The sequence below is a fragment of the Comamonas fluminis genome (genome assembly GCF_019186805.1).
GTDB classification, from domain to species: Bacteria; Pseudomonadota; Gammaproteobacteria; order Burkholderiales; family Burkholderiaceae_C; genus Comamonas; species Comamonas fluminis.
Genome location: NZ_CP066783.1, coordinates 3,524,197 through 3,545,981 on the forward strand (window position 1 = coordinate 3,524,197; position 21,785 = coordinate 3,545,981).

The window sequence follows — 21,785 nt, forward strand, 5'->3', positions numbered from 1 at the left end:
CAGTTAGACGCGAATACCTACGGACATCAATCGGTGGTTGCGTCTTGACTGCTCGCCTTGTCACGCCTTACGTACTCACCACCACCACAACGCCCACTGCTCGCCTGCCCGCCAAGGGCTGGGCACAGTGGGTGAATGCATTCCGAACCCGCTCTCGCCATTGGCGAAACCCAGCGCCTGCTGCACAACCTGATCCGCGTGGGCACCATCCACAGCGTGGACCATGGCGGCCCCGGCAAACCCGCGCTGGTGCGGGTCTCGCTGGGTGAGCTGGTCACAGACTGGCGGCCCTATCACGAGGCCCGCGCAGGCGGCACCACCACCTGGAGCCCGCCCACCGTAGGCGAGCAAGCCACCGTGCTCTCGCCCAGCGGCGATATCGGCGCAGCTGTGGTCATCGTCGGCCTCAACAGCACCGGCAAGCCTGCACCCAGCAACGATCCCAACAAGACCGTCACCCGCCACGCCGACGGAGCGGTCATCGAATACGACCATGCAGCCCATGCGCTGACGGCCACATTGCCCAGCGGCGGTACCGCCAATCTGATCGCCCCCAGCAGCGTCACCATCGACAGCCCACAGGTCACCATGACGGGGCACTGCCTTGTCAAAAAGTCGCTGGTCTTTCTTGGCGGCATGCTTGGCAGCGGTGTGGCCGAAGGTGCCAGCAGCGTGGCAGAGATCGACGGTACCTTGCGCACGACTCAGGACGTCGTCGCCAACGGTGTCAGCCTCACCGGCCACAAGCATAGCGGCGTGCAAACAGGCGGCGGCAGCACCAGCGGACCGACTGGGGGCGCAGCATGATGAACGTCAAAACCGGCAAGCGCCTCGCCTACTCGGCCCACATCAGCCAGTCCATCACCGACATCCTCACCACGCCCATCGGCTCGCGCCTCATGCGTCGGGGCTATGGCAGCTTTATCCCGCAGCTCATCGACCAGCCCATGACGGCTGCCAACATCCTGCGACTGCAGGCCGCTACTGCGCAGGCCATCATGAAACACGAACCTCGCACCCGCCTGCGCAGTGCAAATCTGGCCTTTGATGCCAGCGGCCGCGCCGTGCTGCAGATCGAGCGCCAGGACCGTGGCCAAGCCTCCACTCGCCGCCAGAGCATCAGCATCCAGCCGGGGGGCAGCGCATGAGCAATGCCCAGATCATTGACATGAGCAAACTGCCCGCGCCCGATGTCGTCGTGGTGCCGCAGTTTGAAACCATCCTCTCTGCCCTCAAGTCCGACCTGCTGGCAGCTATGCCCGCAGACCTGCGCCCCGACGTCAGCGATACGCTGGCCCTGGAGTCCGAGCCACTGACCAAGTGGCTGGAGCGCTTGGCATATCAGTTGGTGGTGGAACGCAGCGACCGCAACGACAGCGCCCACGCCGTCATGCTGGCCTATGCACGCGGCGGCGACTTGGATCAGCTCGGTGCATTCTTCGGCGTCGTGCGCCTGGTCATCACCTCGGCCAACCCGGCGGCCATCCCGCCTGTAGCCGCCGTGCTGGAAGACGATGAAACCTTCCGCGCCCGCATCCAGCTCGCCCCGCGTGGCTACAGCGTGGCCGGGCCTGTAGGCGCCTATGTCTTCCATGCCAAGACTGCCGACGGCCAGGTGCTGGATGCCGCCGCCACCAGCCCCACACCGGGCCGTGTGGTTGTGTCTGTCCTATCTCGCGCAGGCAGTGGCGTGCCCACGCAGGAACTGCTCAACGCCGTGGCAGCAGCAGTCAATGCCGAAGACATCCGCCCCCTGACCGATGAAGTCATCGTCCAGGCCGCAACCATCGTCAACTACCAGATCACCGGCAAGCTCTACACCCTGCCAGGGCCTGACTCATCCAGCGTCCTGGCCACCGCCCAGCAGCGCATTACGGCCTACGCAGAATCCATGCATCGCATTGGCCGCCGCCCCACCCTGTCCGGCATCTATGCAGCCCTGCACATCGAGGGCGTGGACCGTGTGGAGCTGACCAGCCCCATCGCAGATGTGGCCGTGGGCGAAACCCAGGCCAGCTGGTGCACAGCCATCAACGTCACGCACGGGGGCACCGTTGGCTGACTCCCTGCTCCCCCCCAATGCCTCGGCACTTGACCGAGCGGCAGAGTCCGTCATCGTCAAGCAGCTGGACGCCATCGACCAGCCGCACCGTGCGCTGTGGAACCCCAATACCTGCCCGCTGGAGTTTCTGCCATGGCTGGCCTGGGCCATGGGCGTGGAAGCCTGGCGCAGCGAATGGCCAGAGGCCATCAAGCGGGCGCTGGTACGTAATGCCATTCAGGTCCAGCGGCAACGCGGCACCCTTAAAAGCGTGCGCGATACGGTGCGCAGCTTCGGTGGCGACATCGGCATTAGGGAGTGGTGGCAAACAACGCCAAGGGGTACTCCCCATACCTTTGAGCTTGTCCTCAACGTGAGTGGATTGGGTGATGAGCAAGCAAGCGCAGCCTTCGTTGATGACGTTATTGCCGAGGTCTCCCGCGTCAAGCCATTGCGCTCGCACTTCACTTTTATTCAGGGCTTAAGCGCAAAAGCATCAATCAAACTCGCATGCGTGGGCAGAGCCGTGGTTTACGCCCGTCTCGATATGTCTGTGAGTTGATCACCAAGGCAACAAATAAGCAGGCACATCAATGGGAATCATCTTCAAACTCACAACTGCCGGACGTCAAGCGCTACTCAATGCCTCGCAAAATGGCACAGCAGCACGCACGATTGTCAGCGTCGGCGTTACCGCGACAGCATTTGCATCGTCCGAAGCATTGATCGCAGTTCCGAATGAAACCAAGCGAATCGCCACCATTTCCGGTGATGTTGTCGCGAAGGACACTATTCATGTCACCGTGCGTGATGATGGGAATCAGTCCTATACCGTTCGCGGCCTGGGTCTGTATCTCGACAATGGTGTGCTGCTTGGAACATACAGTCAGGCGCAGGTGATTCTTGAGAAATCGGTTGATTCAATTTTTTTGCTCTCCACTGATCTGCGAGTGTTAGATGGAAGTTCAGACATCAGCACCCTGCAATTCGGCGATACCAATTTCATCAACCCGCCTGCAACTACAGAACGTCAAGGTGTTGTTGAGTTGGCGACGCAAGCTGAAGCGGAAGCGGCCGTGGATGATCTGAGATCTGTCACGCCAAAAGGTCTGAGTCGCTATATGCGTATGCGCCAAGCTCTGGGAGTGGGCGTGAATCTGAACGGTATTCGGACATTTGGTCTCTATGTGCAGAGCACCAATGCCAATGCCACTGCGGCACTCAATTACCCGGCTGAACTCGCTGGAACCTTGCTGGTGCAAGGGGTTGACGGTAATGTCAGCACCCAGATCTATTCCACGTTTTACGGCAGCGATGTGTATGTGCGGTCCGGCAACGATCAGTCGTGGACGCCCTGGCGGCGCATCGTGTTTGGAGAGCGCAAAGTCAATGCAGGCCTGGGGCTGAAGGGTGGCGGCGACCTTGGTCAAGATCGCACGTTTGATCTGGCCCAGCCCGGCACCCTTGATGGAGCCTCTGTCAATGAGGCCACAGCGGACGGTCACACCCATGCGCTGCGCGCTGCATCGCAAGCCACGGCGGGCGTGGTGGCGTTGGCAACGCAGGCGGAGTCCGAAACCTCAGAAAGCGATGCCAAGGCTGTCACGCCCAAGGGGCTGAGCCGCTATATGCGTATGCGCCCGGTGCTGGGCGCGGGCGTGAATCTGAACAGCATTCGGACATTTGGTCTCTATGTGCAGAGCACCAATGCCAATGCCACTGCGGCACTCAATTACCCGGCAGAACTCGCTGGAACCTTGCTGGTGCAAGGGGTTGACGGTAATGTCAGCACACAGATCTATTCCACGTTCTACGGAAGCGATGTGTATGTGCGATCCGGCAACGATCAGTCGTGGACGCCCTGGCGGCGCATCGTGTTTGGCGAGCGCAAAGTCAATGCAGGTCTGGGGCTGAAGGGTGGCGGCGACCTTGGTCAAGACCGCACGTTTGATCTGGCCCAGCCCGGCACCCTTGACGGTGGGTCAGTCAATGAGGCCACAGCAGACGGACATACCCATGCGCTGCGCGCTGCATCGCAAGCCACGGCGGGCGTTGTGACGCTGGCAACTCAGGCGGAGTCCGAAGCCGCAGAAAGCGATGCCAAGGCTGTCACGCCCAAGGGGCTGAGCCGCTATATGCGTATGCGCCAAGCTCTGGGAGTGGGCGTGAATCTGAACGGTATTCGGACATTTGGCCTCTATGTGCAGAGCACCAATGCCTATGCCACTGCAGCGCTCAACTACCCGGCAGAACTTTCTGGCACCCTGCTGGTGCAAGGGGGTGACGGTAATGTCAGCACCCAGATCTATTCCACGTTTTACGGCAGCGATGTGTATGTGCGGTCCGGCAACGATCAGTCGTGGACGCCCTGGCGGCGCATCGTCTTCGGCGAGCGCAAAGTCAATGCAGGTCTGGGGCTGAAGGGCGGTGGCGACCTTGGTCAAGATCGCACGTTTGATCTGGCCCAGCCCGGCACCCTTGACGGTGGCTCTGTCAATGAGGCCACAGCAGACGGTCACACCCATGCGCTGCGCGCTGCATCGCAAGCCACGGCAGGCGTTGTGGCACTGGCAACTCAGGCGGAGTCCGAAACCGCAGAAAGCGATGCCAAGGCCGTCACGCCCAAGGGTCTGAGCCGCTATATGCGTATGCGCCCGGTGCTGGGAGTGGGCGTGAATCTGAACGGTATTCGGACATTTGGCCTCTATGTGCAGAGCACCAATGCCAATGCCACTGCAGCGCTCAACTACCCGGCTGAACTTTCTGGCACCCTGCTGGTGCAAGGGGGTGACGGTAATGTCAGCACCCAGATCTATTCCACGTTTTACGGCAGCGATGTGTATGTGCGGTCCGGCAACGATCAGTCGTGGACGCCCTGGCGGCGCATCGTCTTCGGCGAGCGCAAAGTCAATGCAGGCCTGGGGCTAAAGGGCGGCGGCGACCTTGGTCAAGACCGCACGTTTGATCTGGCCCAGCCCGGCACCCTTGACGGTGGGTCAGTCAATGAGGCCACAGCAGACGGACATACCCATGCGCTGCGCGCTGCATCGCAAGCCACGGCGGGCGTTGTGACGCTGGCAACTCAGGCGGAGTCCGAAGCCGCAGAAAGCGATGCCAAGGCTGTCACGCCCAAGGGGCTGAGCCGCTATATGCGTATGCGCCAAGCTCTGGGAGTGGGCGTGAATCTGAACGGTATTCGGACATTTGGCCTCTATGTGCAGAGCACCAACGCCAATGCCACTGCAGCGCTCAACTACCCGGCTGAACTTTCTGGCACCTTGCTCGTGCAAGGGGTTGATGGCAATGTCAGCACCCAGATCTATTCCACGTTTTACGGCAGCGATGTGTATGTGCGGTCCGGCAACGATCAGTCGTGGACGCCCTGGCGGCGCATCGTGTTTGGCGAGCGCAAAGTCAATGCAGGCCTGGGGCTGAAGGGCGGCGGCGATCTTGGTCAAGACCGCACGTTTGATCTGGCCCAGCCCGGCACCCTTGATGGAGCCTCTGTCAATGAGGCCACAGCAGACGGACATACCCATGCGCTGCGCGCTGCATCGCAAGCCACGGCTGGCGTGGTGGTGTTGGCCGATCAAGTGGTTGCGGAGGCTGGTGTAGACACATCGCGGGCAATGTCACCGCTGCGTACCTTGCAGCTTGTCAGGTCCGCAGTCGCAAATGCTACTGAGACATTGCGGGGAGTTTTACGAGTTGCTACCCAAGTTGAGGTAAATGACGGGATCAACGATGCAGTTGCTGTGACGCCAAAAAAGTTACGTGCAGGCTTCTCTGTGAGTTTGGGTGTGAATGGATATATTGCGCTGCCGACTTGGCTCGGTGGGCTCATCTTTCAATGGGGCAGCATTCAATGCGCACATAGATCCACAACTACCATTTCCTATCCAATTGCTTTCCCATCAGCACTTTTGCAAATCGTGGCCTCCGGTTACCAAGCATCGGGTTCACAGCAAGCCTATGTGTCCGTTAATAACTCTGAGAAAACCACGGCAAACTTCAACGCATACTACGCACCATCTGGTGCTTCGCCTTCGCTTGCCGATGCTGGGGCTGTTGTTATCAAATATATTGCCTTGGGAATGTGAAAATGAAAATCAAATACTCTGCGGAAACAGGTGGCTTCTATTTCAGCAATTTTCACTATGACATTCCTCGTGATGCTGTTGAGCTGTCTGAAGCTGCATATAAAGGACTGCTGCACAGTCAATCCAGTGGAATGATGATTAAGCCAGATTCCAATGGCTATCCGATTGCAGTTGAGAAAGATGTGGGGCCTGTAGTCGCTCCCCTGTTTTGCACTCCCGCCCAAGGCCTTGTCGCCTTGTACGCGCTCAAAAGCATCACCGAAGAAACCATCCTCACCGCCATTGAAAGCATCCCCGACGATGTGCAGCGCTACACCGCCCGCATTGGCTACCAGCGCGCCACAAGCTGGGAGCGCAACAGCCCCACCATGCAAACCATGGCACAGCTGCTGCAGCTGACTGACGCGGATCTGGATGAACTCTTCAGCTACGCTGCCAGCGTCAACGTGTAGTTAGATCTGCATCCCAAGGCCCCGAAACCGGGGCCTTTTTCATTGCGCCTGCGTGCAAGTCGCCGCCACAACGGCCCGCGCTGGCCGCTTCGATCACCAAAAGCAAACATAGGGCTCTCCACCATTTGAAGGAAGCCCATGGCTGCTACCGAATACCACCACGGCGTCCGCGTCATCGAGACCACGGGCGCAGGCGCGGCTATCCGCGTTGTCTCCACCGCCGTCATCGGCCTGGTGGCCACGGCCCCTGATGCGGATGCCGAAGCATTCCCGCTCAACACCCCTGTGCTGCTCACCAACCCCGCAGGCGGTATCGGCAAGGCTGGCAAGACCGGCACCTTGGCCCGTGCGCTCACAGCCATCAGTGGCCAGTCCCGCGCCATCACCGTCGTCGTGCGAGTGGAAGAAGGGGATGACGAAGCCTCCACCACCTCCAACGTCATCGGCACCATCACGCCCACAGGCCAGCGCACCGGCATTCAAGCCTTGCTGTCGGCAGAGTCCGAGCTGGGCGTCAAGCCGCGCATCATCGGCGCGCCTGAGCTGGATACGCAGGAAGTCGCCAACGCCCTGGCCACCGCTGCCAAGTCCCTGCGCGCCTTCACCTACGTGACCGCCCGCAACACCACCGGCGGCTATGCCCAGACCAAGGAAGAAGCCACCGCCTACCGCAAGGAATTCGGCCAGCGCGAAGTCATGATCCTGTGGCCCAACTTCCTTGCCTGGGACAACAACGGCGGCGAAGACGGCAAGGGCGCGGTGGTCACCATGGGCGCAACAGCCTATGCGCTGGGCCTGCGTGCGCAGCTCGACCAAGACATCGGCTGGCACAAGAACATCAGCAACGCCGTCATCACCGGCCCCCAGGGCATCACCGTGCCCGTGTTCTTTGACCTGCAGAACCCGGCCAGCGATGCGGGCTACCTCAACGCACTGGAAGTCACCACCATCATCCGCCGCAGCGGCTACCGCTTCTGGGGCTCGCGCACCTGTGAAGAGCAAGGCGGCAAGTTCGCTTTCGAGAACTACACCCGCACCGCCCAGGTACTGGCCGACACCATTGCCGAAGCCCACTTCGCCTTCATCGACAAGCCCATGCACCCCAGCCTGGTCCGCGACATGCTGGGCTACATCAACAGCCGCTTCCGCGACCTCGTCGCCGGTGGTTACCTGATCGGTGCCGAAGCCTACTTCGACCCCGACCGCAACAGCAAGGAAGACCTGGCCGCAGGCCGTCTGCTCATCAGCTACCGCTACACGCCCGTGCCGCCGCTGGAAAACCTCATCTTCGAGCAATCCATCACCGACGAATTCCTCACCGAGTTCGCCTCCGCCATTCAGGCCTGAGCCGCGCCATCCCCATAGGAGCACCAACACATGGCACTGCCTTCCAAACTCAAAAACTTCAACCTCTTTGGCGACGGCAACGTCTGGCGCGCCCTGATCGACAGCGTCACCCTGCCCAAGCTCTCCCGCAAGGTTGAAGAGTGGCGCGGTGGCGGCATGCACGGCCCCATCGAAGTTGACCTCGGCCTGGAAAAGATCGAGATGTCCTTCAAGGCTGGTGGCTTCCTGCTCGACGGCTACCGCGCCTTTGGCGGCAGCACCCACAACGCCAACCAATGGCGCTTTGCTGGCGCCTATGAAGACGACAGCACTGGCGCCGTCCAGGCCGTCGAAGTCATGGTCAGCGGCCGCGTGCGCGAGATCGACCCCGGCGACGCCAAGGCCGGTGACGACACCGAGCACACCCACACCATCAGCGTCAGCTACTACAAGCTCACCGTCGATGGCCGCGACATCATCGAGATCGACATGCCCGGCATGGTCTTCAACGTGGACGGCAAAGACATCCTCTCCAAGATCCGCCGCGCCATCGGTATGTGACCGGCCCCGCCCCACCTTCCACCCTCATTGCCTGAAAGCACACCGACATGCCCGAAAACGAAAACCCAGCCCCCACCACCACAACTACCGCGCCCGAAGGCGTGGAAGTCGTCACCCTGGATTGCCCCATCAAGCGCGGCGAAACTGAAATCACCCAGATCACCCTGCGCAAGCCCCTGGCGGGCCAGCTGCGCGGCGTCAAGCTGGCCGAGCTGCTGAATCTGGATGTCGGCTCTGTCCAGCTGGTGCTGCCCCGCATCAGCACACCCTCGCTGCTGCCCCACGAAATCGCCCAGCTAGACCCTGCCGACCTGGCCGAACTGGGCGTCAAGGTGGCCGCTTTTTTCGTGCGCAAGAGTTCCCGCGAGGCCTATCAGACTGCGTAGAGGACGCCATGGCCGACCTGGCCATGGTCTTTCACTGGCGGCCGGTGGACATGGAAGACATGCCGCTGGCCGACCTCATGGAATGGCGTGAACGTGCCCGCGTACGCGCCCAGCATCAAGGTGGGTAAACTCATGGGCCATGGACATCGTCATCTTCGCCGCCGCGCTTCTGCTAGCCCTGCTGGCCGCCGGAACCATCTATTCCATGGTTTGGGCCTTGTTCAGAGCCATCTTCAAGTAAACGCCACTGCCACCACGGCCCCAGTCCAAGGGGTCGTGCATGGCTGATGCGCGCGTACAACTCATTCTGGATCTGCGCGAGAAAGTCCTCGCCCCACTGCGCAGCATCCAGTCCGGCAGCAAAGAAGCGGCCGCCGCCCTCAAATCCACCCGCGACCAGCTGCGCGATCTGGAAAAAGTCCAGCAAGACATCACCGGCTACCGCCAGACCCGTATGCAGCTGCACAGCCAGCAAAGCGAGCTGCAGAAACTCACACTTCGCCGCAACGACTACAACGACAAGCTGCAGGACGAACGCGCCAAGCATCTGGAAAATGCTGCAGCCGTGCGCACTGCGCGTGAGGCGCACAAGCGCATGATGCAAAGCATCGAGCACGGCACCAATGTCACGCCCGCCTTTTCCCGCGAGCTGGAACTGATGCGCAACAAACTGCAGGCCAGCGAGAAAGCCTTCCAGCGCAGTACCGCAGGCATGCGCCGTGCCAAGGAAGGCATGACGGCCACTGGCCGTGAAATAGGCGACCTAAGCGCCAAGATCAACAAAGGCAAAGAACGCCTGCAGGGCTACCAGCAACGCCTGGAAAGTGCAGGCCTCAGCACCGACAAACTGGGCCAGGCTTGGCGCAGCCAAAAAACCCAGATCGCCGCCGCCACGGCCGCCATGGAGCGCCAGAAACAAACCCTTGCGGGACTTCGTGAGCAACAGGAAAAGGTCAACGCCCTCAAGGACAAGCATGCCAAGGCCATGATCCACACCGGCATGGCCGCCGGTGCAGGCGTCGCCATGGTGGCGGGCGGCCGAGCCATTGCAAGGCCGGTGCAGGCCACACTGGGCGCGTTCTCTCAGCAGGAAGATGCAACCACCCAGCTGAGCGCCAGCATGATGCTGTCCGACGGGAGTGTGTCCAAGGAATTCACAGAAATCGATGCATTGGCCAAGCGACTGGGCGACCGCTTGCCCGGCACCACCGCTGACTTCATCGAGATGATGACCATGCTGCGTCGCCAGGGCCTGTCTGCACAGACCATTCTGGGCGGTACCGGTGAGGCTGCGGCCCTGCTGGGCGTGCAGCTGCGCATGCCTGTGACAGAGGCTGCAGAGTTCGCAGCCAAGATGCAAGACGCCACTCGCACCACCGAGAAGGACATGCTGGGCCTGATGGACATGATCCAGCGTACCTTTTATCTGGGCGTGGACTCCGGCAACATGCTGCAGGGCTTCACCAAGATGTCGCCCATCATGAATGTCATCCGCAAAGACGGGCTGGAAGCCAGCAAGATGCTGGCCCCGCTGCTGGTCATGATGGACCAGACCGGCATGAAAGGTGAATCCGCTGGCAACGCCTTCCGCAAGATCTTCCAGTCGGCCATGAACACCGACAAGATCAAGAAGGTGACCGATGGACTGAAGGTGGAAAAAGGCATCGACTTGAAATTGAACTTCACCGACGGCAAAGGTGAGTTCGGTTCCATTGAGCAGATGTACAAAGAGCTGGGCAAGCTCAACAACCTCACCACTGAGCAACGCCTTGTCGTTGTCAAAGACCTGTTTGGCGACGACAGCGAAACTATCCAAGCGCTGGATACCATGATCAGCAAGGGGCAAGCAGGCTATGACGAGGTCGTCGCCAAAATGGAAGCCCAGGCCGACCTGAAACAACGTGTAGACCAGCAGCTAAGCACCCTGAGTAACGTCATGGAGGCAGCACAAGGTGGCTTCACCAACGTCATGGCCGACATTGGCGACACCATCAAAAACGATGCCAAGGACGTCATCAAAGCCATTGGCAACATCACCAGCAGCATTGGCGGCTGGGTCAAAGAACACCCGGCACTGACCGCAGGCATTGCCCGCACCGTGGCCGTGCTGGCGGGATTGATGGTTGTGCTGGGTACGCTGCTGATCCCTCTGGCCCTGATCGCAGGCAAGTTCATGCTCATGCGCTTTCTGTTCAGCATGCTCAGCATCAAAGTTCCCATGTTCGGCGGTGCTATCACTGGCCTGATTGGAGCATTTGCCAAGCTCGGCGCTGCCATGCTTGCTACACCTTTTGGCTGGCTGATTCTCGGAATTGCCGCGGTAGCAGCGGCGGGCATCGCGCTAATCAGCAACTGGGAGCCTATCAAGGCGTTCCTGCGCGGCTTCTGGGAAGGCTTCACCAGTGGACTGGCACCGCTGGGGGAAATGCTCTCGTCAGCCTTTGGTGATTTGGTCTCCATGCTGGAGCCACTGCGCCCGATCTGGAACTGGCTGACAGATGAATTGGGGCAGGCTTGGGACTGGTTCACACGCCTCATCACTCCCGTGGAGGCGACGCAAGAAGCATTGACCAACGCGACTCAGGCTGGCCGTAGTCTGGGTGCATGGCTGTCTGGCTTGGTAGTCTCTCTGGCCCGCCTCGTTGGTACGTTCTTTAGCTTCGGGCTGAGCATTGCACGTGGTGTCATTGGCGGCATCACTAGCATGTTGGGAGCCATTGCCACAGTGGCAGCCACTGTGGCCCGTCTCTTCTCTCGCCTCTGGCAAGGCATCCAGACCACCGCCATCAGTGCATGGCAGTCCATTGCCTCCACACTGTCAGCTCTCTGGTCTGGTGCGGTATCGATGGCTGGTTCTGTATGGGGCGGGCTGTCTGGATTCTTTGCGGGTATGTGGCAAAGCATCAGCAGCACCGCCTCTTCAGCTTGGTCTGGTATCACATCCATGCTGGGTCAGGTTTGGTCATCGCTGGTCGCGGGGGCGTCTACCCTCTGGCAGCAGCTGGGCGGTTCCTTCCCTGCAGTGTTGCAAACCATCAGCACAGCCATCATCAACTGGAGCCCGCTGGGTCTGTTCTACCAGGCATTCGCTGGCGTCATGAGCTACTTTGGTGTGGAGCTGCCCACCAAGTTCACCGAGTTCGGTGCCAACATCATTCAGGGCCTGGTCAACGGCATTACCAGCAATCTGGCCATGGTGCGCGATGCTGTGGGTGCGGCCGCCAATTCTGCGGTGGGCTGGTTCAAGGAAAAGCTGGGCATCCATAGCCCCAGTCGCGTCTTCATGGCCGCAGGCGTGAACGTGGGTGAAGGCGCCGCCATCGGTATCGAGAGCACGCTGGGCATGGTGCGCAAATCTGCGGCGGCAATGGCAGCAGCCACAGGCCTCACGCTGGGTGCGCCGGTCATGGCCTCGCCCGCTATGCAGCAGTTGCCTGCGGTAGGCCAGTCAAGCATTCCCCTGCTGGCCGACCCCGTGCAGATCGACCGCCGTCCCACGCTGGCCCAGCGTGCCCCTGCGGCTGCCCGCCCTGCGCCCGTCATCCAGGGCGACACCATCACCATCCAGATCCACGCCGCCCCCGGTATGGATGCCCAAGCGTTGGCCCGCGAAGTGCAGCGTCAGCTCGACCAGCGCGACCGTGATAAGGCCAACAAACTCAAAAACAGCTTTAGCGATCCTTGGAGTTTCTGACCATGCTCTGCCTTGGCCTCTTTGTCTTCAGCCTGGACACCCTCTCCTACCAGGACTTGCAGCGCCGCACCTATTGGAAGCACCCCACCCAATCCATCGTGGGCGGGCGAGACACCTCGCAGTACCTTGGCTATGGCGAGGACATCATCACCTTGAGCGGCAGCGTGGTGCCCGAATTCAAAGGCAAGCGTGCCAGCCTGGAAGAGCTGCGCATGATGGGCAACACCGGCCTGGCCTTTGCCCTGGTCGAAGGCAGCGGCACCGTGTACGGCGCCTTTGTCATCACCGAAATGCAGGAAACCAAAACCTACTTCGAGGTGGACGGCACGGCCCGCAAGATCGAATTCAGCCTCACCCTGCGCCGCGTCGATCAAGACGATGAAGGCGATGCCGCTTACAGCGATGGGATGGGCGACCTTGAAATGTCCGAAGCCGTCAGCCTGAGTTGATCACCATGAGCGATATTGACGACATCCGCCACCGCCAGCCCTATGCCACCTCCACCGGCGGCCGGGGCCAGCGCCTCTTTCTGCAGCTCACACCTATCTGGCGCGTCACCGTCAAAGGGCAAGACGTATCGGCCCGCTTTGCCCCGCGCCTGATCAGCCTCACCATCACCGACAACCGAGACGGCGAAGCTGATGAAGTGGAAATCGCCATCAGCGACCATGACGGTGCTGTAGAGCTGCCCGACACCGGCGACACCATGACCGTGGCCATCGGCTGGCAGCTCAGCCGTGGCACCGGCCCCTACCGCGCACCCACGCAGGAAGAAATGGGCGGCTTCCCCCTGGGGCTGGTAGACAAAGGCAGCTACACCATCCAGGCCGTGGAATACAGCGGCGCCCCGGACACCATCACCCTGCGCGGCCGCGCTGCCAACCTGCTCGATGAGCTGCGCGATCTGAAAGACCGCAGCTGGCACAAAACCACCGTCGGCACCATCGTGCGCAGCATCGCCGCGCAGAACAGTCTCAAGGTCAGCATCGACAAGGAAATCGAGCAGCGCAAGATTGGCCACGCCGATCAGTCACAAGAGTCCGACGCCTCATTCCTGCGCCGCCTGGGCCGCCAGATGGACTGCCTGTGCAACATCAAAAACGGCACCCTGTTATTCAGCCAGGCGCGCAAGGCCCGCACACCCAGCGGCACAGAGCTGCCGCCCGTCACCATCACCCGCAACGCGGGCGACCAGCACCGCTGGACCCGCTCAGACCGCGACAGCTACAGCGGCGTCAAAGCCTTCTACAACAACATCAAGCGCGGCACCCGCTCCAGCGTGGTGGCAGGCATCAGCGGGCGGGCCAAAACCCTGCGCCAGACCTTCGCCAATGAAGCTGACGCCCTGGCCGCCGCCCGTGCCGAATGGCTACGCATCCAGCGCGGCATCTACTCCTTCGACATCACGCTTGCCTACGGCCGTGCCGACGTCATGCCCCAGCGCCCCGTGGTCGTCAGCGGCTGGAAAAAGCAGATCGATGAAACCGTGTGGATGGTCACCGCTGTGCGTCACTCCTTGAGCAGCAGCGGCTACACCAGCCAGCTCACGCTGGAGACGCAGCAGAGTGAAGGGGTCGATGGAGGGGACGAAGCAAATGATTGATTAATTTTTAACTGACATTCAAATAATTACTCAATTCCGATATCTTCATTATTTTTCAATTTTTTATATTTACTATATTCTTCAATTCTTTTATTAATGTTGGAGGCCATTATATATTTCATTATCTGATATACGAAAACTATAATCATTAAGAAACACGCAACAGAAATTCCAGCAGAAAATGCTTTTGATTTTTTTATCGTATCTTGATAGAATTTTTTTCCTTCAACGCTAAATATTCCACATGCGATGTACGTGTTAAATGTCTTATTATCAGAATCATTGCCAGGCTCTGGATATGCTCCAGCAGTCATCACATCGCACTGCCTACGGCTAAATTTTTCATCGTAAATGGACAGCTTTTTTCCATCAAAATGAAAATTTTTCTCTGTTTCAACAACGACAAATTGTGCATCATTTGTATTTAAATAAATATTAGAAATAATAATAAATAATACGAGAGCTGAAATAAGAACACTATTAATAACAATATCCGACTTAAAACTGCTTTTTCTAATACGACCAAGCCGTGCATCAAAGAGGTTGGAAATCTTGCGAAGCTCAAGGAAGTTCACGTTATTAGAGGTAAGCCAAGTTCTCAATGACCTAACATGATCTTTAGTTTCCACATCGAATCCATACCTATATCGGAACAGCTCCAAGTCTCTAATAATCTCCCAGTCATTATTAAGTTCTTTGTCATTAAATTCCAACTTGCCACCAAAAAATATCCATATTCTATCCAAAAGGAAGTTTATTGATTTGGCTCGGTAGATACAAAGAAAAAGACAAATAGCAACAATACACCCTACAATTAATCCTCCAAAAATCGGAAATGAACTAGCGATTGAACCAATTCCGTCAACAACATCTGCATTACTCATATCTTCTATCGATAAATATTTTAATATTTACTTACCGCGCACAAGCTCAATTATCTTTTTCAGTTCATCTGCGTTGAGCTTTTCAAGAATCTGAAAAGCAGGTGGCTTTTCTATGTGCTTACCATCCAACGTTACTGAAGCGTTGTAAGCGATTGCATTGATCGACTTGGCAATCAAATCCTTCTGCAAGTCTTCTGCATCACCCTTCAGGTCCTGAAGCTGCTTCTTGTAGCCTTCATAAGACGACGCAAGCGCCTCTTTGTGCGCGTACTCTTGCTGGAGTCGTTCATACTGGCTTCTGCGAGTAGCAGAGAACACTGCAAACCAAACTACTGGAATCACAACTGGTGCGCGAACTAGGAGCGTTTTCAGCATCTCAGTCCAATCATGCGCTTTCACAAGTTCAATCTTTAAAGGATCGCTAGTGAAATCAATAATCATAAAAATTCCAGATAATAGCAAAACAACCAATGCACAATAAAACGCTATCGTATAGTTTTTAATGGGTTTATTGAATGAGTCTTTCAGCGATTTATAGGCTGTTGCTAAGCCTGCACTAGTTGCCCCAGGCAAGAGAGATTCAACTTTCTCGAACATCGCATTATGTCGAGTTTGATGTTCACCCTCAAAAACTCCAAGCTGTTTAAGTCGATCATCAATTTCCTGCTTAAGTCCAATGCTATCAACTTTCCCGTCTACACCGGGCGAAGAACCGAATACTCTTTGATAGAACTGCCTTAATTCTTCATGCTCTTTTTCCGAGGCATTAGTTAACTCAGTTAACCTATTTCGCAAGTTATCGATATCGCGCTGATAACCTCCAACCAACTGCGAAGTCGATTCAGGCCCCACGAGCAATTTATCGTGTAGATCTGCTACTGACTTTTGATCCGTCGATATTTTCTCCACTAGGTTTTTTACACGTTGCTCAGTGGAAATTTTCTCATCTATGTTCAAAAATAGGTAATCATCAAATCCTTTGATTCTTGCCTCTATCTCATCAAATCTCTTTTTTTGTGCAACTGCCTCTCCACTTGCAATAGAAAGAGAAGATTGTGCCTTTTTTGCAGCTTGTTCTAATGATAATATGTAGTCATCAAACTGCTCTATATATGATTTTTGAGCGATTCCATAAGCTTTTATGTACTGTTCAGGAATTACCAAATACGGTCTAAGCTGAGCAATCAACATATCTGCATATTCGTTCGCATTGACTAAATATCCAGAGTTTTGAGTTCCCTTATATTGATTTATCTCATGACGGCAGTTCTCAGAATATTGATGACAGGTTGAATATATTGCCAACGGCATTAATTCAGCATCCAAATTATCAATTATGCTTCCTAAAAATGACAAAACTTTCTTAAGCCTTGCCAACTCTTCCACTGTGCCGGCCGAGGTGCTTTCATCGATAGCCAATTCTTGAACGGTTATCAAGAGCACTTCCCATGATTTTTTAAATGGGTGCTGATTAGCTGAGTTAGTCCATCGGCTCACAATATTTTCCCCTTACATTTTTTGGTTCATGTCAGTCGACATAATTAGTCGAACGACATAGCGGTCTCACCGCCGCACATAACTCTTGCGCCCCGAATCCGAATAGCAATACTGCCCGCCACGCGGCCCGGTGCAGATATTGCCGCTGCGGCAGCTGCAGTCACCACCAGCAGACGGGGAAGACTTGGACTGCGACATCAGCCCCAGGGAACGGCTGGCACCGCCGCCGCCCATCTCGGCGCTGCAGCTGCGCTTGGAGCCACTGATCGATCCGTCATTGCAGACAAACTGCTCACCCGCGCAATGAGCCACCCCGCCCTTTTTGCCAGAGCAGGGGTAGTTCGCCGCATTCACATGAAAAGCAGCCAAAGCCATGACTGCACAAGCGAGTGCAGCTCTCAAAACAGAAGCATTCAAAACGTCAAACCTGCGCGACAGCAAGCCCAGCTGTCCACTGCTCTTCCGTCACGATCAGAATCGGATGCCCCTGCTCCTTGAGCTTCATGGCAGAGTCAATCTTCTGCCCATAGGTCGCCTGCTTCCAAGAGACGGTTGCGCCCGCCGATCCAATGACCAAGTAATGCGTGGTCTTGGTCACACGGTCCACACAGATGCCACCAACAGCCTGGGTTGCGGCCGCCGCATCGCCGCGTGATCCAAAGTGAAATTTACCGGTCAAGCAGACATTACGGCCCGCCAGCAGCACCTCGCCGTCATCAGCAGGGAAAGCCATCGTCTCTGGCGTCACGCTGCCAGTGTCAGCAAAGTCCACGCCTGAAGCGGCCTTCAGTTCGGCCATCAGCTCGGCGCGCTCGGCCTCTGTGATTACGCCGTCGGACAGGATGTGGTCAATGGTCTTGACCAGCTTGTCGTAAAGCCAGTGATCTGCCTCATGCTGCTTTTCAGCCAGCCAGGTGCGTAGAAACTGGATCTCCATATCGTGCAAATGGCCGTCAGCCGTAATGCCCGCAATCAGGCCCAGCAACTGCGCGCAGGCCCTCTCTGTTCTGCGCTCGCGATTGACTCCACTCTTAGGAATGAATTGCTCATCCATAGTTCTCCCCCTCTTTGCTTTATTTATTGGCTCAGCGGCCTTTGGCTCTTTGAGACCATCTGGAATCATGGCCAGCATCGCGGCTTCGTCCAGAACCGCAATCCCCAATTCTTCGGCCTTTGCCTGCTTACTGCCGCCGTCAAAACCACACACTACAAACTTGGTGTCTAGGTTCACGGCATTAACCACTGTCGCACCAGCTGCCTCAAGCAACCGCTTAGCTTCTTTTTTATCGAGAGTGGGCAACTCTCCCAATAGAGCCACTCTCTTTCCTGCAAAGCTCTCTCCAGTACCAAAGCACGGCACGAGCTCTTGCATTTCACTCCCCCTCTTTGGTTCCGATTCAGCGCCCGTCGGCGCTTTCATCGGTGCTGCTGTCGTCCCCACTGCTGTGACAGGCTCTGGCGGCAGCAGCGCGAGAAAGCCAGCCTCGTCGATCACCGGCACGCCCAGCTCTTGGGCTTTGATCAACCTGCTGCCAGCCTCGTTGCCGCATATGACGTAATGCGTTTTTTTGTTGACCGCCTGGGTCACCGTCGCACCTGCGGCTTGGGCAAGCTCCACTGCCTCGGACCGATCAAGGCTAGGCAGCGTTCCCGTAAAGACCACTCGCTTCCCTTGCAATGTCTGCGTGAAGCCCGGCTCACTAGTTTTGCTTAGGGCGGCCATGGGCATGCTGGTGGCTACCGCTTTAGCTAGAGGCAAGGGACTTGTGGCGGAGTGAACTGCAACAGCTGGCCACGGTTCTTGGATGGGTGTGCTGGCTTGAACCGCTGGCTCTGGCAGAGGTGCTGATGTCTGTGAGGGCACGGCAATGGCGACTGGTGCAGCAGGCCCATCCGCAGTAATGGCAAGCGCTGCAGGCAACACATCGTCAACTAATGAAGCAGGCGACGTGGCGACGACAGCGCCCTTGACTGCCGCACTCAATAACGCATCAGCCGGCTGAACGGCATGCAGTGAAAGTGCCACATCTTCTTTGAGATTGGGGGGCGTATAGGGCGTCTCAATCTCTGCAGAAGAGACCGCCACATTCGCAGAGCTGACAGCAGATTGTGGCGCGTTGCTTGGTGATGCTGAGCGAGTCAGGAAGAATGCAGCAGCAACAAACACCCCACTCAAGACAATCAACGTCCAGACTCGCGCACCTGTATCAGGGCTTGTCGTTGCAACAATGAACACCCCGGCGGCCAAGAAAGACACGACACCTAAAGTGCTGCCCAAGGCATGCTTGAGAAGCGGTGAAAGACTTTTGTGCTTTTTCGCTAAACGACTCCAAAACCAGATGCCTATTGCTGGGGCGATGCAAAGCAGCAGAAGCCCTCTGAATGTTTCATCCATGGTTCCTCCCTCTCCTATTTAAGCTGCGGCCTCTCCGAGCCTTCAGCCTTTTAAACAGTTCTATCTCATTTACGTTGATCTACAAAAGCGACGTAGTCCACCGCGGATCTAAAAAAAGCACGCCCCTGATCGGAAGTGCTCCGAAAAATGTGCAGTAAGTCACGTTCTTGAGGAGCAAGCGTGCTATCCGACTCTCCCGCCTTGGTGCCGGTTACCACGTAGAGCACGTCGACACCTAGACCTGCCATCAGCGCGAGCACGCCTGCATTGGGCGCGGTTTCGCCCTTCTCCCACTGCAAAAGTGCATTCCGTGAAGCATCACAAGCGGCTGCGAAATCGACCTGGGAAATGCCAAGCCTCAGCCGCTCCTCCCTAAGGCGCTCTCCTATTTGCACATATTTAATTTCACTCATCTATTGACGTGCACTTTTTTCAGTGCAATGATGCGCTTACGTTGTAAATCTCAGTTCTCATCGTACATGACCACCACAGCCAACACCCAGCCCTCCCCGCGTGCCGCGCTGGCCAGCGCGACAGTGGACAAGCCGATTGCCATACGCCTGGGTCGCGCAGAGCTGGATGAAGTCCTGCACTTTGCCCATGCCGAAGACCTGCCCGCTGGCAACTTCGCCCGCATGATTTATCTGCTGGGCTTGGCTGTGTACCGCCAGCAGGGCTATCTGACACTGCGCGTCGATATGGCCCAGCCTGCGCGCAGCCGCTGGCAGGCGGCCAGTGGCCTGGTGAATGAAAAGCCCATCGCCATGCGCCTGCAGCCCAGCGAGCGCGAGGCGGTGGAGACCATGGCATCCGAAACCGGCCGCCGCCCCGGCAACTTTGCCCGCGTGGTGTTTCGCATGGGCATGCCCATTTACCGCCAGCGGGTGCAGCACCTGCTGGCAGACATGCCTGCCTTTGGCGCAATCAGCAATGAGTGAGGTGCCCATGTCTGTGACAAACCCTTTTGATACAGAACCCGGTCTTGCGGCCCATCGTAGTTTTTCGCAGGCGGCTCTGGCCGTAGGTGCGCGCAAGGTAAGCATGGGCGTGCCAGCCCCTCAGTCCGTGGGACAAACCGGGCAAGGCTGTAACGCAGAGAACGCGGATGGCACTGATCTGGGCGATGCCGCACACCACGCAGAGCGCGATCTGCCTCGCGAGCGCACCCGCCTGGAGTGCCCACACTGCGAGCACCCTTGCGTGATTCGCACCAGCCGCCGCATGAGCAAACTGACCCGCGAGTACGCCTACTGCTGCACCAACTACGAATGCGGCCACACGTTTGTGGCCAGCATGGAGATTCAGCGCACGGTATCGCCCAGCGCTACGCCCGACCCATCGGTGGACTTGCCCCTATCCAGCCACGTGCGCCGCGACTTGGTGCGCGCCCAGATGGACTTCGCCCGCGCAGCCCCGCATCAGGCCGTGCTGACCAAACCTGTGACCGGTGACCTGTTCGTCGGCCAGCCCCCAGACCCACCGCGCAGCTAGCGCTTTTTCACTCCCCTTCCCTACCCGCTGACAGAGCCTGTTTTCAGGCCCTGCGGCCCTTCTTACGCCCAAAAACCTGAAAGGCAAGCCATGACAGCCGTTTTGAACCACGAAACCACCGCAGCGCAAGACAGCGCAAAGCCCATGGCGCACCAGCCATTGAAGGCTGAGCAGGTGCTGCAGCCAACTCAGCACTCGACACATTTTCAGAGTCACGCAAGCCTGCGCTTTGATGGTTTGGATGTAAGCATCTATACCCGGCTTGGAAGCGGTGACAGCTACAAGGACGCCTATCTCACGATGACAGTGGGCGGGATTGAAGGCGGGTTCAACCTGGGCATGGGAATGACACCTCTGCGCGCTGAAAGCATCATGCAGGGGCTAGCCAATGGTGTGCGGAAGCTGCGCCAGATTCATGCCTTGGGCACACCCAGCGAGGTCGTGGAAGTCGATGACTGGCTGCACTACGAGCAGACCACTGACGACTATGTAGACGCCAAGACAGGTGGCGTGGCCTACCGCGTGTTTGCCAATCAGCTTGAACACATGAGCACGCCCGAAGTGCAGCTGATGACGTACTGCCATCACGGCTTTGCCGCTGGCTCGCAAGGTCTGCCTGGATTCCTTACGCCAGATGCCGCCGATGAGCTAGCTAACGCCCTCAAAGCCGCCGCCTATCGCGCCCGAATGATGACTGCTGAGCAGAAGGCTCAAGGCGGTGCCGCATGAGCCGCTTTGCAGTTACCCATGTGGACGCGCTGCATGTGCGTCGCCGCATCTTCGTCAATGGTGCCCAGTCCCGCGTGGCCGCTGTGGAGTTTGTCGAAGGGCTCTACGGCAAAGACTGCTGGTATCTGTCCTGCGTGAGGGTCTGAGCATGGACGCGCAGCCTTTACGCAATGCCCTGGTCATGCTGCCGCCCAAGCTGGCTCCAGCCGCGCTGGTGGAGGCTGAACTGCCTCAGGCACTGCATCAGCCTGCTGAGCCCACGCCTTTGCTGCCCGGTGCAGTGGATCTGCTGCGCATTACCACTGAGGCCTGGGGCCCGCTGCGCGAGAGCGATGCCGTGCCCATGCCGCTGAAGGTGCGCAAGCAACTGGAAGTGCTGCGCAAGAAGTACCGCAAGCAGTCTGGCCGTGGCTATATCGATGCAGAAAATCAGGAGTGGTTTGGCCTGCCTGAAGAGCTGCGCATGGTGATTCTGCTACTGGCAAAGGTCAGCGGCAATCTGCAGGAGCTGGCAGGCCGTGACTGGCGCGAGACGCCGCCGCCAGAGCGCGCAGCCATCAAGGCGGCTACCCGCGCCATCAAGCGCAACTCCGGGCGCTTGGTCGCGCTCACCAGCCTTTGGTAAT

23 protein-coding genes and 1 pseudogene are annotated in these 21,785 nt (G+C 57.9%); 18 read left to right on the plus strand and 6 right to left on the minus strand.

The window, feature by feature from the left end; translation table 11 throughout:
* Positions 1–135 precede the first annotated feature (135 nt).
* From JDW18_RS16300 to JDW18_RS16360, 13 genes are all read left to right on the plus strand, one after another.
* Complete coding sequence (locus tag JDW18_RS16300) at positions 136–807, plus strand: phage baseplate assembly protein V (RefSeq protein WP_218240435.1); 672 nt, start codon at positions 136–138, stop codon at positions 805–807.
* The gene (locus JDW18_RS16305) at positions 804–1,148 is read left to right on the plus strand and encodes a GPW/gp25 family protein (RefSeq protein WP_246609997.1); all 345 of its coding nucleotides are present in this window, start codon (positions 804–806) and stop codon (positions 1,146–1,148) included. Before JDW18_RS16300 ends, JDW18_RS16305 begins: the two co-directional genes overlap by 4 nt.
* Entirely contained in the window at positions 1,145–2,062 is a 918-nt protein-coding gene (locus JDW18_RS16310) for a baseplate assembly protein (protein WP_218240436.1), read from the plus strand. Before JDW18_RS16305 ends, JDW18_RS16310 begins: the two co-directional genes overlap by 4 nt.
* Positions 2,055–2,603: a phage tail protein I gene (locus JDW18_RS16315; RefSeq protein ID WP_218240437.1), complete on the plus strand. Its 549-nt coding sequence runs from the start codon at positions 2,055–2,057 to the stop codon at positions 2,601–2,603. The genes JDW18_RS16310 and JDW18_RS16315 overlap by 8 nt, the downstream gene beginning before the upstream one ends.
* A gap of 31 nt (positions 2,604–2,634) precedes the next feature.
* Complete coding sequence (locus JDW18_RS16320) at positions 2,635–6,141, plus strand: pyocin knob domain-containing protein (RefSeq protein ID WP_218240438.1); 3,507 nt, start codon at positions 2,635–2,637, stop codon at positions 6,139–6,141.
* A gap of 2 nt (positions 6,142–6,143) precedes the next feature.
* Positions 6,144–6,593, plus strand: coding sequence for a hypothetical protein (locus JDW18_RS22680; protein ID WP_246610001.1), 450 nt, complete (start codon positions 6,144–6,146; stop codon positions 6,591–6,593).
* A 138-nt stretch (positions 6,594–6,731) separates the two neighbouring features.
* The gene (locus JDW18_RS16330) at positions 6,732–7,940 is read left to right on the plus strand and encodes a phage tail sheath protein (protein ID WP_218240439.1); all 1,209 of its coding nucleotides are present in this window, start codon (positions 6,732–6,734) and stop codon (positions 7,938–7,940) included.
* Between the two features lie 30 nt (positions 7,941–7,970).
* A complete protein-coding gene (locus JDW18_RS16335) occupies positions 7,971–8,480 on the plus strand; it encodes a phage major tail tube protein (RefSeq protein ID WP_218240446.1) in 510 nt (169 codons plus the stop codon).
* 47 nt (positions 8,481–8,527) lie between these two features.
* Positions 8,528–8,866, plus strand: coding sequence for a phage tail assembly protein (locus JDW18_RS16340; RefSeq protein WP_218240448.1), 339 nt, complete (start codon positions 8,528–8,530; stop codon positions 8,864–8,866).
* A gap of 8 nt (positions 8,867–8,874) precedes the next feature.
* Positions 8,875–8,994, plus strand: coding sequence for a GpE family phage tail protein (locus JDW18_RS16345; protein ID WP_158390569.1), 120 nt, complete (start codon positions 8,875–8,877; stop codon positions 8,992–8,994).
* A 152-nt stretch (positions 8,995–9,146) separates the two neighbouring features.
* Entirely contained in the window at positions 9,147–12,560 is a 3,414-nt protein-coding gene (locus JDW18_RS16350; RefSeq protein WP_218240450.1) for a phage tail tape measure protein, read from the plus strand.
* 2 nt (positions 12,561–12,562) lie between these two features.
* Positions 12,563–13,009, plus strand: a complete 447-nt coding sequence (locus JDW18_RS16355) for a phage tail protein (RefSeq protein ID WP_218240452.1) — start codon at positions 12,563–12,565, stop codon at positions 13,007–13,009.
* Between the two features lie 5 nt (positions 13,010–13,014).
* Entirely contained in the window at positions 13,015–14,163 is a 1,149-nt protein-coding gene (locus tag JDW18_RS16360) for a contractile injection system protein, VgrG/Pvc8 family (protein WP_218240453.1), read from the plus strand.
* Positions 14,164–14,189: 26 nt separating this feature from the next.
* Here the strand turns inward: JDW18_RS16360 and JDW18_RS16365 are convergent, their stop codons facing one another.
* The 6 genes and pseudogenes from JDW18_RS16365 to JDW18_RS16390 all read right to left on the minus strand — a co-directional run bounded on the left by JDW18_RS16365 (position 14,190) and on the right by JDW18_RS16390 (position 19,352).
* The gene (locus JDW18_RS16365) at positions 14,190–15,047 is read right to left on the minus strand and encodes a DUF6216 family protein (RefSeq protein WP_218240455.1); all 858 of its coding nucleotides are present in this window, start codon (positions 15,045–15,047) and stop codon (positions 14,190–14,192) included.
* A gap of 27 nt (positions 15,048–15,074) precedes the next feature.
* On the minus strand, positions 15,075–16,544 hold the full coding sequence (locus JDW18_RS16370) for a hypothetical protein (RefSeq protein ID WP_218240457.1): 1,470 nt from the start codon (positions 16,542–16,544) through the stop codon (positions 15,075–15,077).
* 66 nt (positions 16,545–16,610) lie between these two features.
* Positions 16,611–16,919, minus strand: a complete 309-nt coding sequence (locus JDW18_RS16375; protein WP_218240459.1) for a YdcA family protein — start codon at positions 16,917–16,919, stop codon at positions 16,611–16,613.
* Between the two features lie 46 nt (positions 16,920–16,965).
* Positions 16,966–17,964, minus strand: a complete 999-nt coding sequence (locus tag JDW18_RS22865) for a BRCT domain-containing protein (protein WP_218243949.1) — start codon at positions 17,962–17,964, stop codon at positions 16,966–16,968.
* A 42-nt stretch (positions 17,965–18,006) separates the two neighbouring features.
* Positions 18,007–18,231 (minus strand): annotated as a pseudogene (locus tag JDW18_RS22870) (BRCT domain-containing protein); the annotation flags it as partial.
* 773 nt (positions 18,232–19,004) lie between these two features.
* Complete coding sequence (locus JDW18_RS16390) at positions 19,005–19,352, minus strand: helix-turn-helix domain-containing protein (protein ID WP_218240460.1); 348 nt, start codon at positions 19,350–19,352, stop codon at positions 19,005–19,007.
* A 66-nt stretch (positions 19,353–19,418) separates the two neighbouring features.
* On the opposite strand from JDW18_RS16390, the gene JDW18_RS16395 reads away from it, so the two are divergent.
* The 5 genes from JDW18_RS16395 (at position 19,419) to JDW18_RS16415 (ending at position 21,784) form a co-directional block, all read left to right on the plus strand.
* The gene (locus JDW18_RS16395; protein WP_218240462.1) at positions 19,419–19,877 is read left to right on the plus strand and encodes a hypothetical protein; all 459 of its coding nucleotides are present in this window, start codon (positions 19,419–19,421) and stop codon (positions 19,875–19,877) included.
* Positions 19,878–19,884: 7 nt separating this feature from the next.
* Positions 19,885–20,430 (plus strand): Ogr/Delta-like zinc finger protein, encoded by a 546-nt coding sequence (locus JDW18_RS16400; protein ID WP_218240463.1) that lies wholly within the window; start codon positions 19,885–19,887, stop codon positions 20,428–20,430.
* A gap of 90 nt (positions 20,431–20,520) precedes the next feature.
* Positions 20,521–21,159: a hypothetical protein gene (locus tag JDW18_RS16405; protein ID WP_218240464.1), complete on the plus strand. Its 639-nt coding sequence runs from the start codon at positions 20,521–20,523 to the stop codon at positions 21,157–21,159.
* The gene (locus JDW18_RS16410; RefSeq protein ID WP_218240465.1) at positions 21,156–21,305 is read left to right on the plus strand and encodes a hypothetical protein; all 150 of its coding nucleotides are present in this window, start codon (positions 21,156–21,158) and stop codon (positions 21,303–21,305) included. The genes JDW18_RS16405 and JDW18_RS16410 overlap by 4 nt, the downstream gene beginning before the upstream one ends.
* A gap of 2 nt (positions 21,306–21,307) precedes the next feature.
* A complete protein-coding gene (locus JDW18_RS16415) occupies positions 21,308–21,784 on the plus strand; it encodes a hypothetical protein (protein WP_218240466.1) in 477 nt (158 codons plus the stop codon).
* The last annotated feature ends 1 nt before the right edge of the window (position 21,785 follow it).

Bases quoted from the DNA above. Each gene is read 5' to 3' on its own strand.
- JDW18_RS16300 (WP_218240435.1), top strand. From the start codon at position 136: ATGCATTCCGAACCCGCTCTCGCCATTGGCGAAACCCAGCGCCTGCTG.
- JDW18_RS16305 (WP_246609997.1), top strand. From the start codon at position 804: ATGATGAACGTCAAAACCGGCAAGCGCCTCGCCTACTCGGCCCACATC.
- JDW18_RS16310 (WP_218240436.1), top strand. From the start codon at position 1,145: ATGAGCAATGCCCAGATCATTGACATGAGCAAACTGCCCGCGCCCGAT.
- JDW18_RS16320 (WP_218240438.1), top strand. From the start codon at position 2,635: ATGGGAATCATCTTCAAACTCACAACTGCCGGACGTCAAGCGCTACTC.
- JDW18_RS22680 (WP_246610001.1), top strand. From the start codon at position 6,144: ATGAAAATCAAATACTCTGCGGAAACAGGTGGCTTCTATTTCAGCAAT.
- JDW18_RS16330 (WP_218240439.1), top strand. From the start codon at position 6,732: ATGGCTGCTACCGAATACCACCACGGCGTCCGCGTCATCGAGACCACG.
- JDW18_RS16335 (WP_218240446.1), top strand. From the start codon at position 7,971: ATGGCACTGCCTTCCAAACTCAAAAACTTCAACCTCTTTGGCGACGGC.
- JDW18_RS16340 (WP_218240448.1), top strand. From the start codon at position 8,528: ATGCCCGAAAACGAAAACCCAGCCCCCACCACCACAACTACCGCGCCC.
- JDW18_RS16345 (WP_158390569.1), top strand. From the start codon at position 8,875: ATGGCCGACCTGGCCATGGTCTTTCACTGGCGGCCGGTGGACATGGAA.
- JDW18_RS16350 (WP_218240450.1), top strand. From the start codon at position 9,147: ATGGCTGATGCGCGCGTACAACTCATTCTGGATCTGCGCGAGAAAGTC.
- JDW18_RS16355 (WP_218240452.1), top strand. From the start codon at position 12,563: ATGCTCTGCCTTGGCCTCTTTGTCTTCAGCCTGGACACCCTCTCCTAC.
- JDW18_RS16360 (WP_218240453.1), top strand. From the start codon at position 13,015: ATGAGCGATATTGACGACATCCGCCACCGCCAGCCCTATGCCACCTCC.
- JDW18_RS16365 (WP_218240455.1), bottom strand. From the start codon at position 15,047: ATGAGTAATGCAGATGTTGTTGACGGAATTGGTTCAATCGCTAGTTCA.
- JDW18_RS16375 (WP_218240459.1), bottom strand. From the start codon at position 16,919: ATGGCTTTGGCTGCTTTTCATGTGAATGCGGCGAACTACCCCTGCTCT.
- JDW18_RS22865 (WP_218243949.1), bottom strand. From the start codon at position 17,964: ATGAAAGCGCCGACGGGCGCTGAATCGGAACCAAAGAGGGGGAGTGAA.
- JDW18_RS16390 (WP_218240460.1), bottom strand. From the start codon at position 19,352: ATGAGTGAAATTAAATATGTGCAAATAGGAGAGCGCCTTAGGGAGGAG.
- JDW18_RS16395 (WP_218240462.1), top strand. From the start codon at position 19,419: ATGACCACCACAGCCAACACCCAGCCCTCCCCGCGTGCCGCGCTGGCC.
- JDW18_RS16400 (WP_218240463.1), top strand. From the start codon at position 19,885: ATGTCTGTGACAAACCCTTTTGATACAGAACCCGGTCTTGCGGCCCAT.
- JDW18_RS16405 (WP_218240464.1), top strand. From the start codon at position 20,521: ATGACAGCCGTTTTGAACCACGAAACCACCGCAGCGCAAGACAGCGCA.
- JDW18_RS16410 (WP_218240465.1), top strand. From the start codon at position 21,156: ATGAGCCGCTTTGCAGTTACCCATGTGGACGCGCTGCATGTGCGTCGC.
- JDW18_RS16415 (WP_218240466.1), top strand. From the start codon at position 21,308: ATGGACGCGCAGCCTTTACGCAATGCCCTGGTCATGCTGCCGCCCAAG.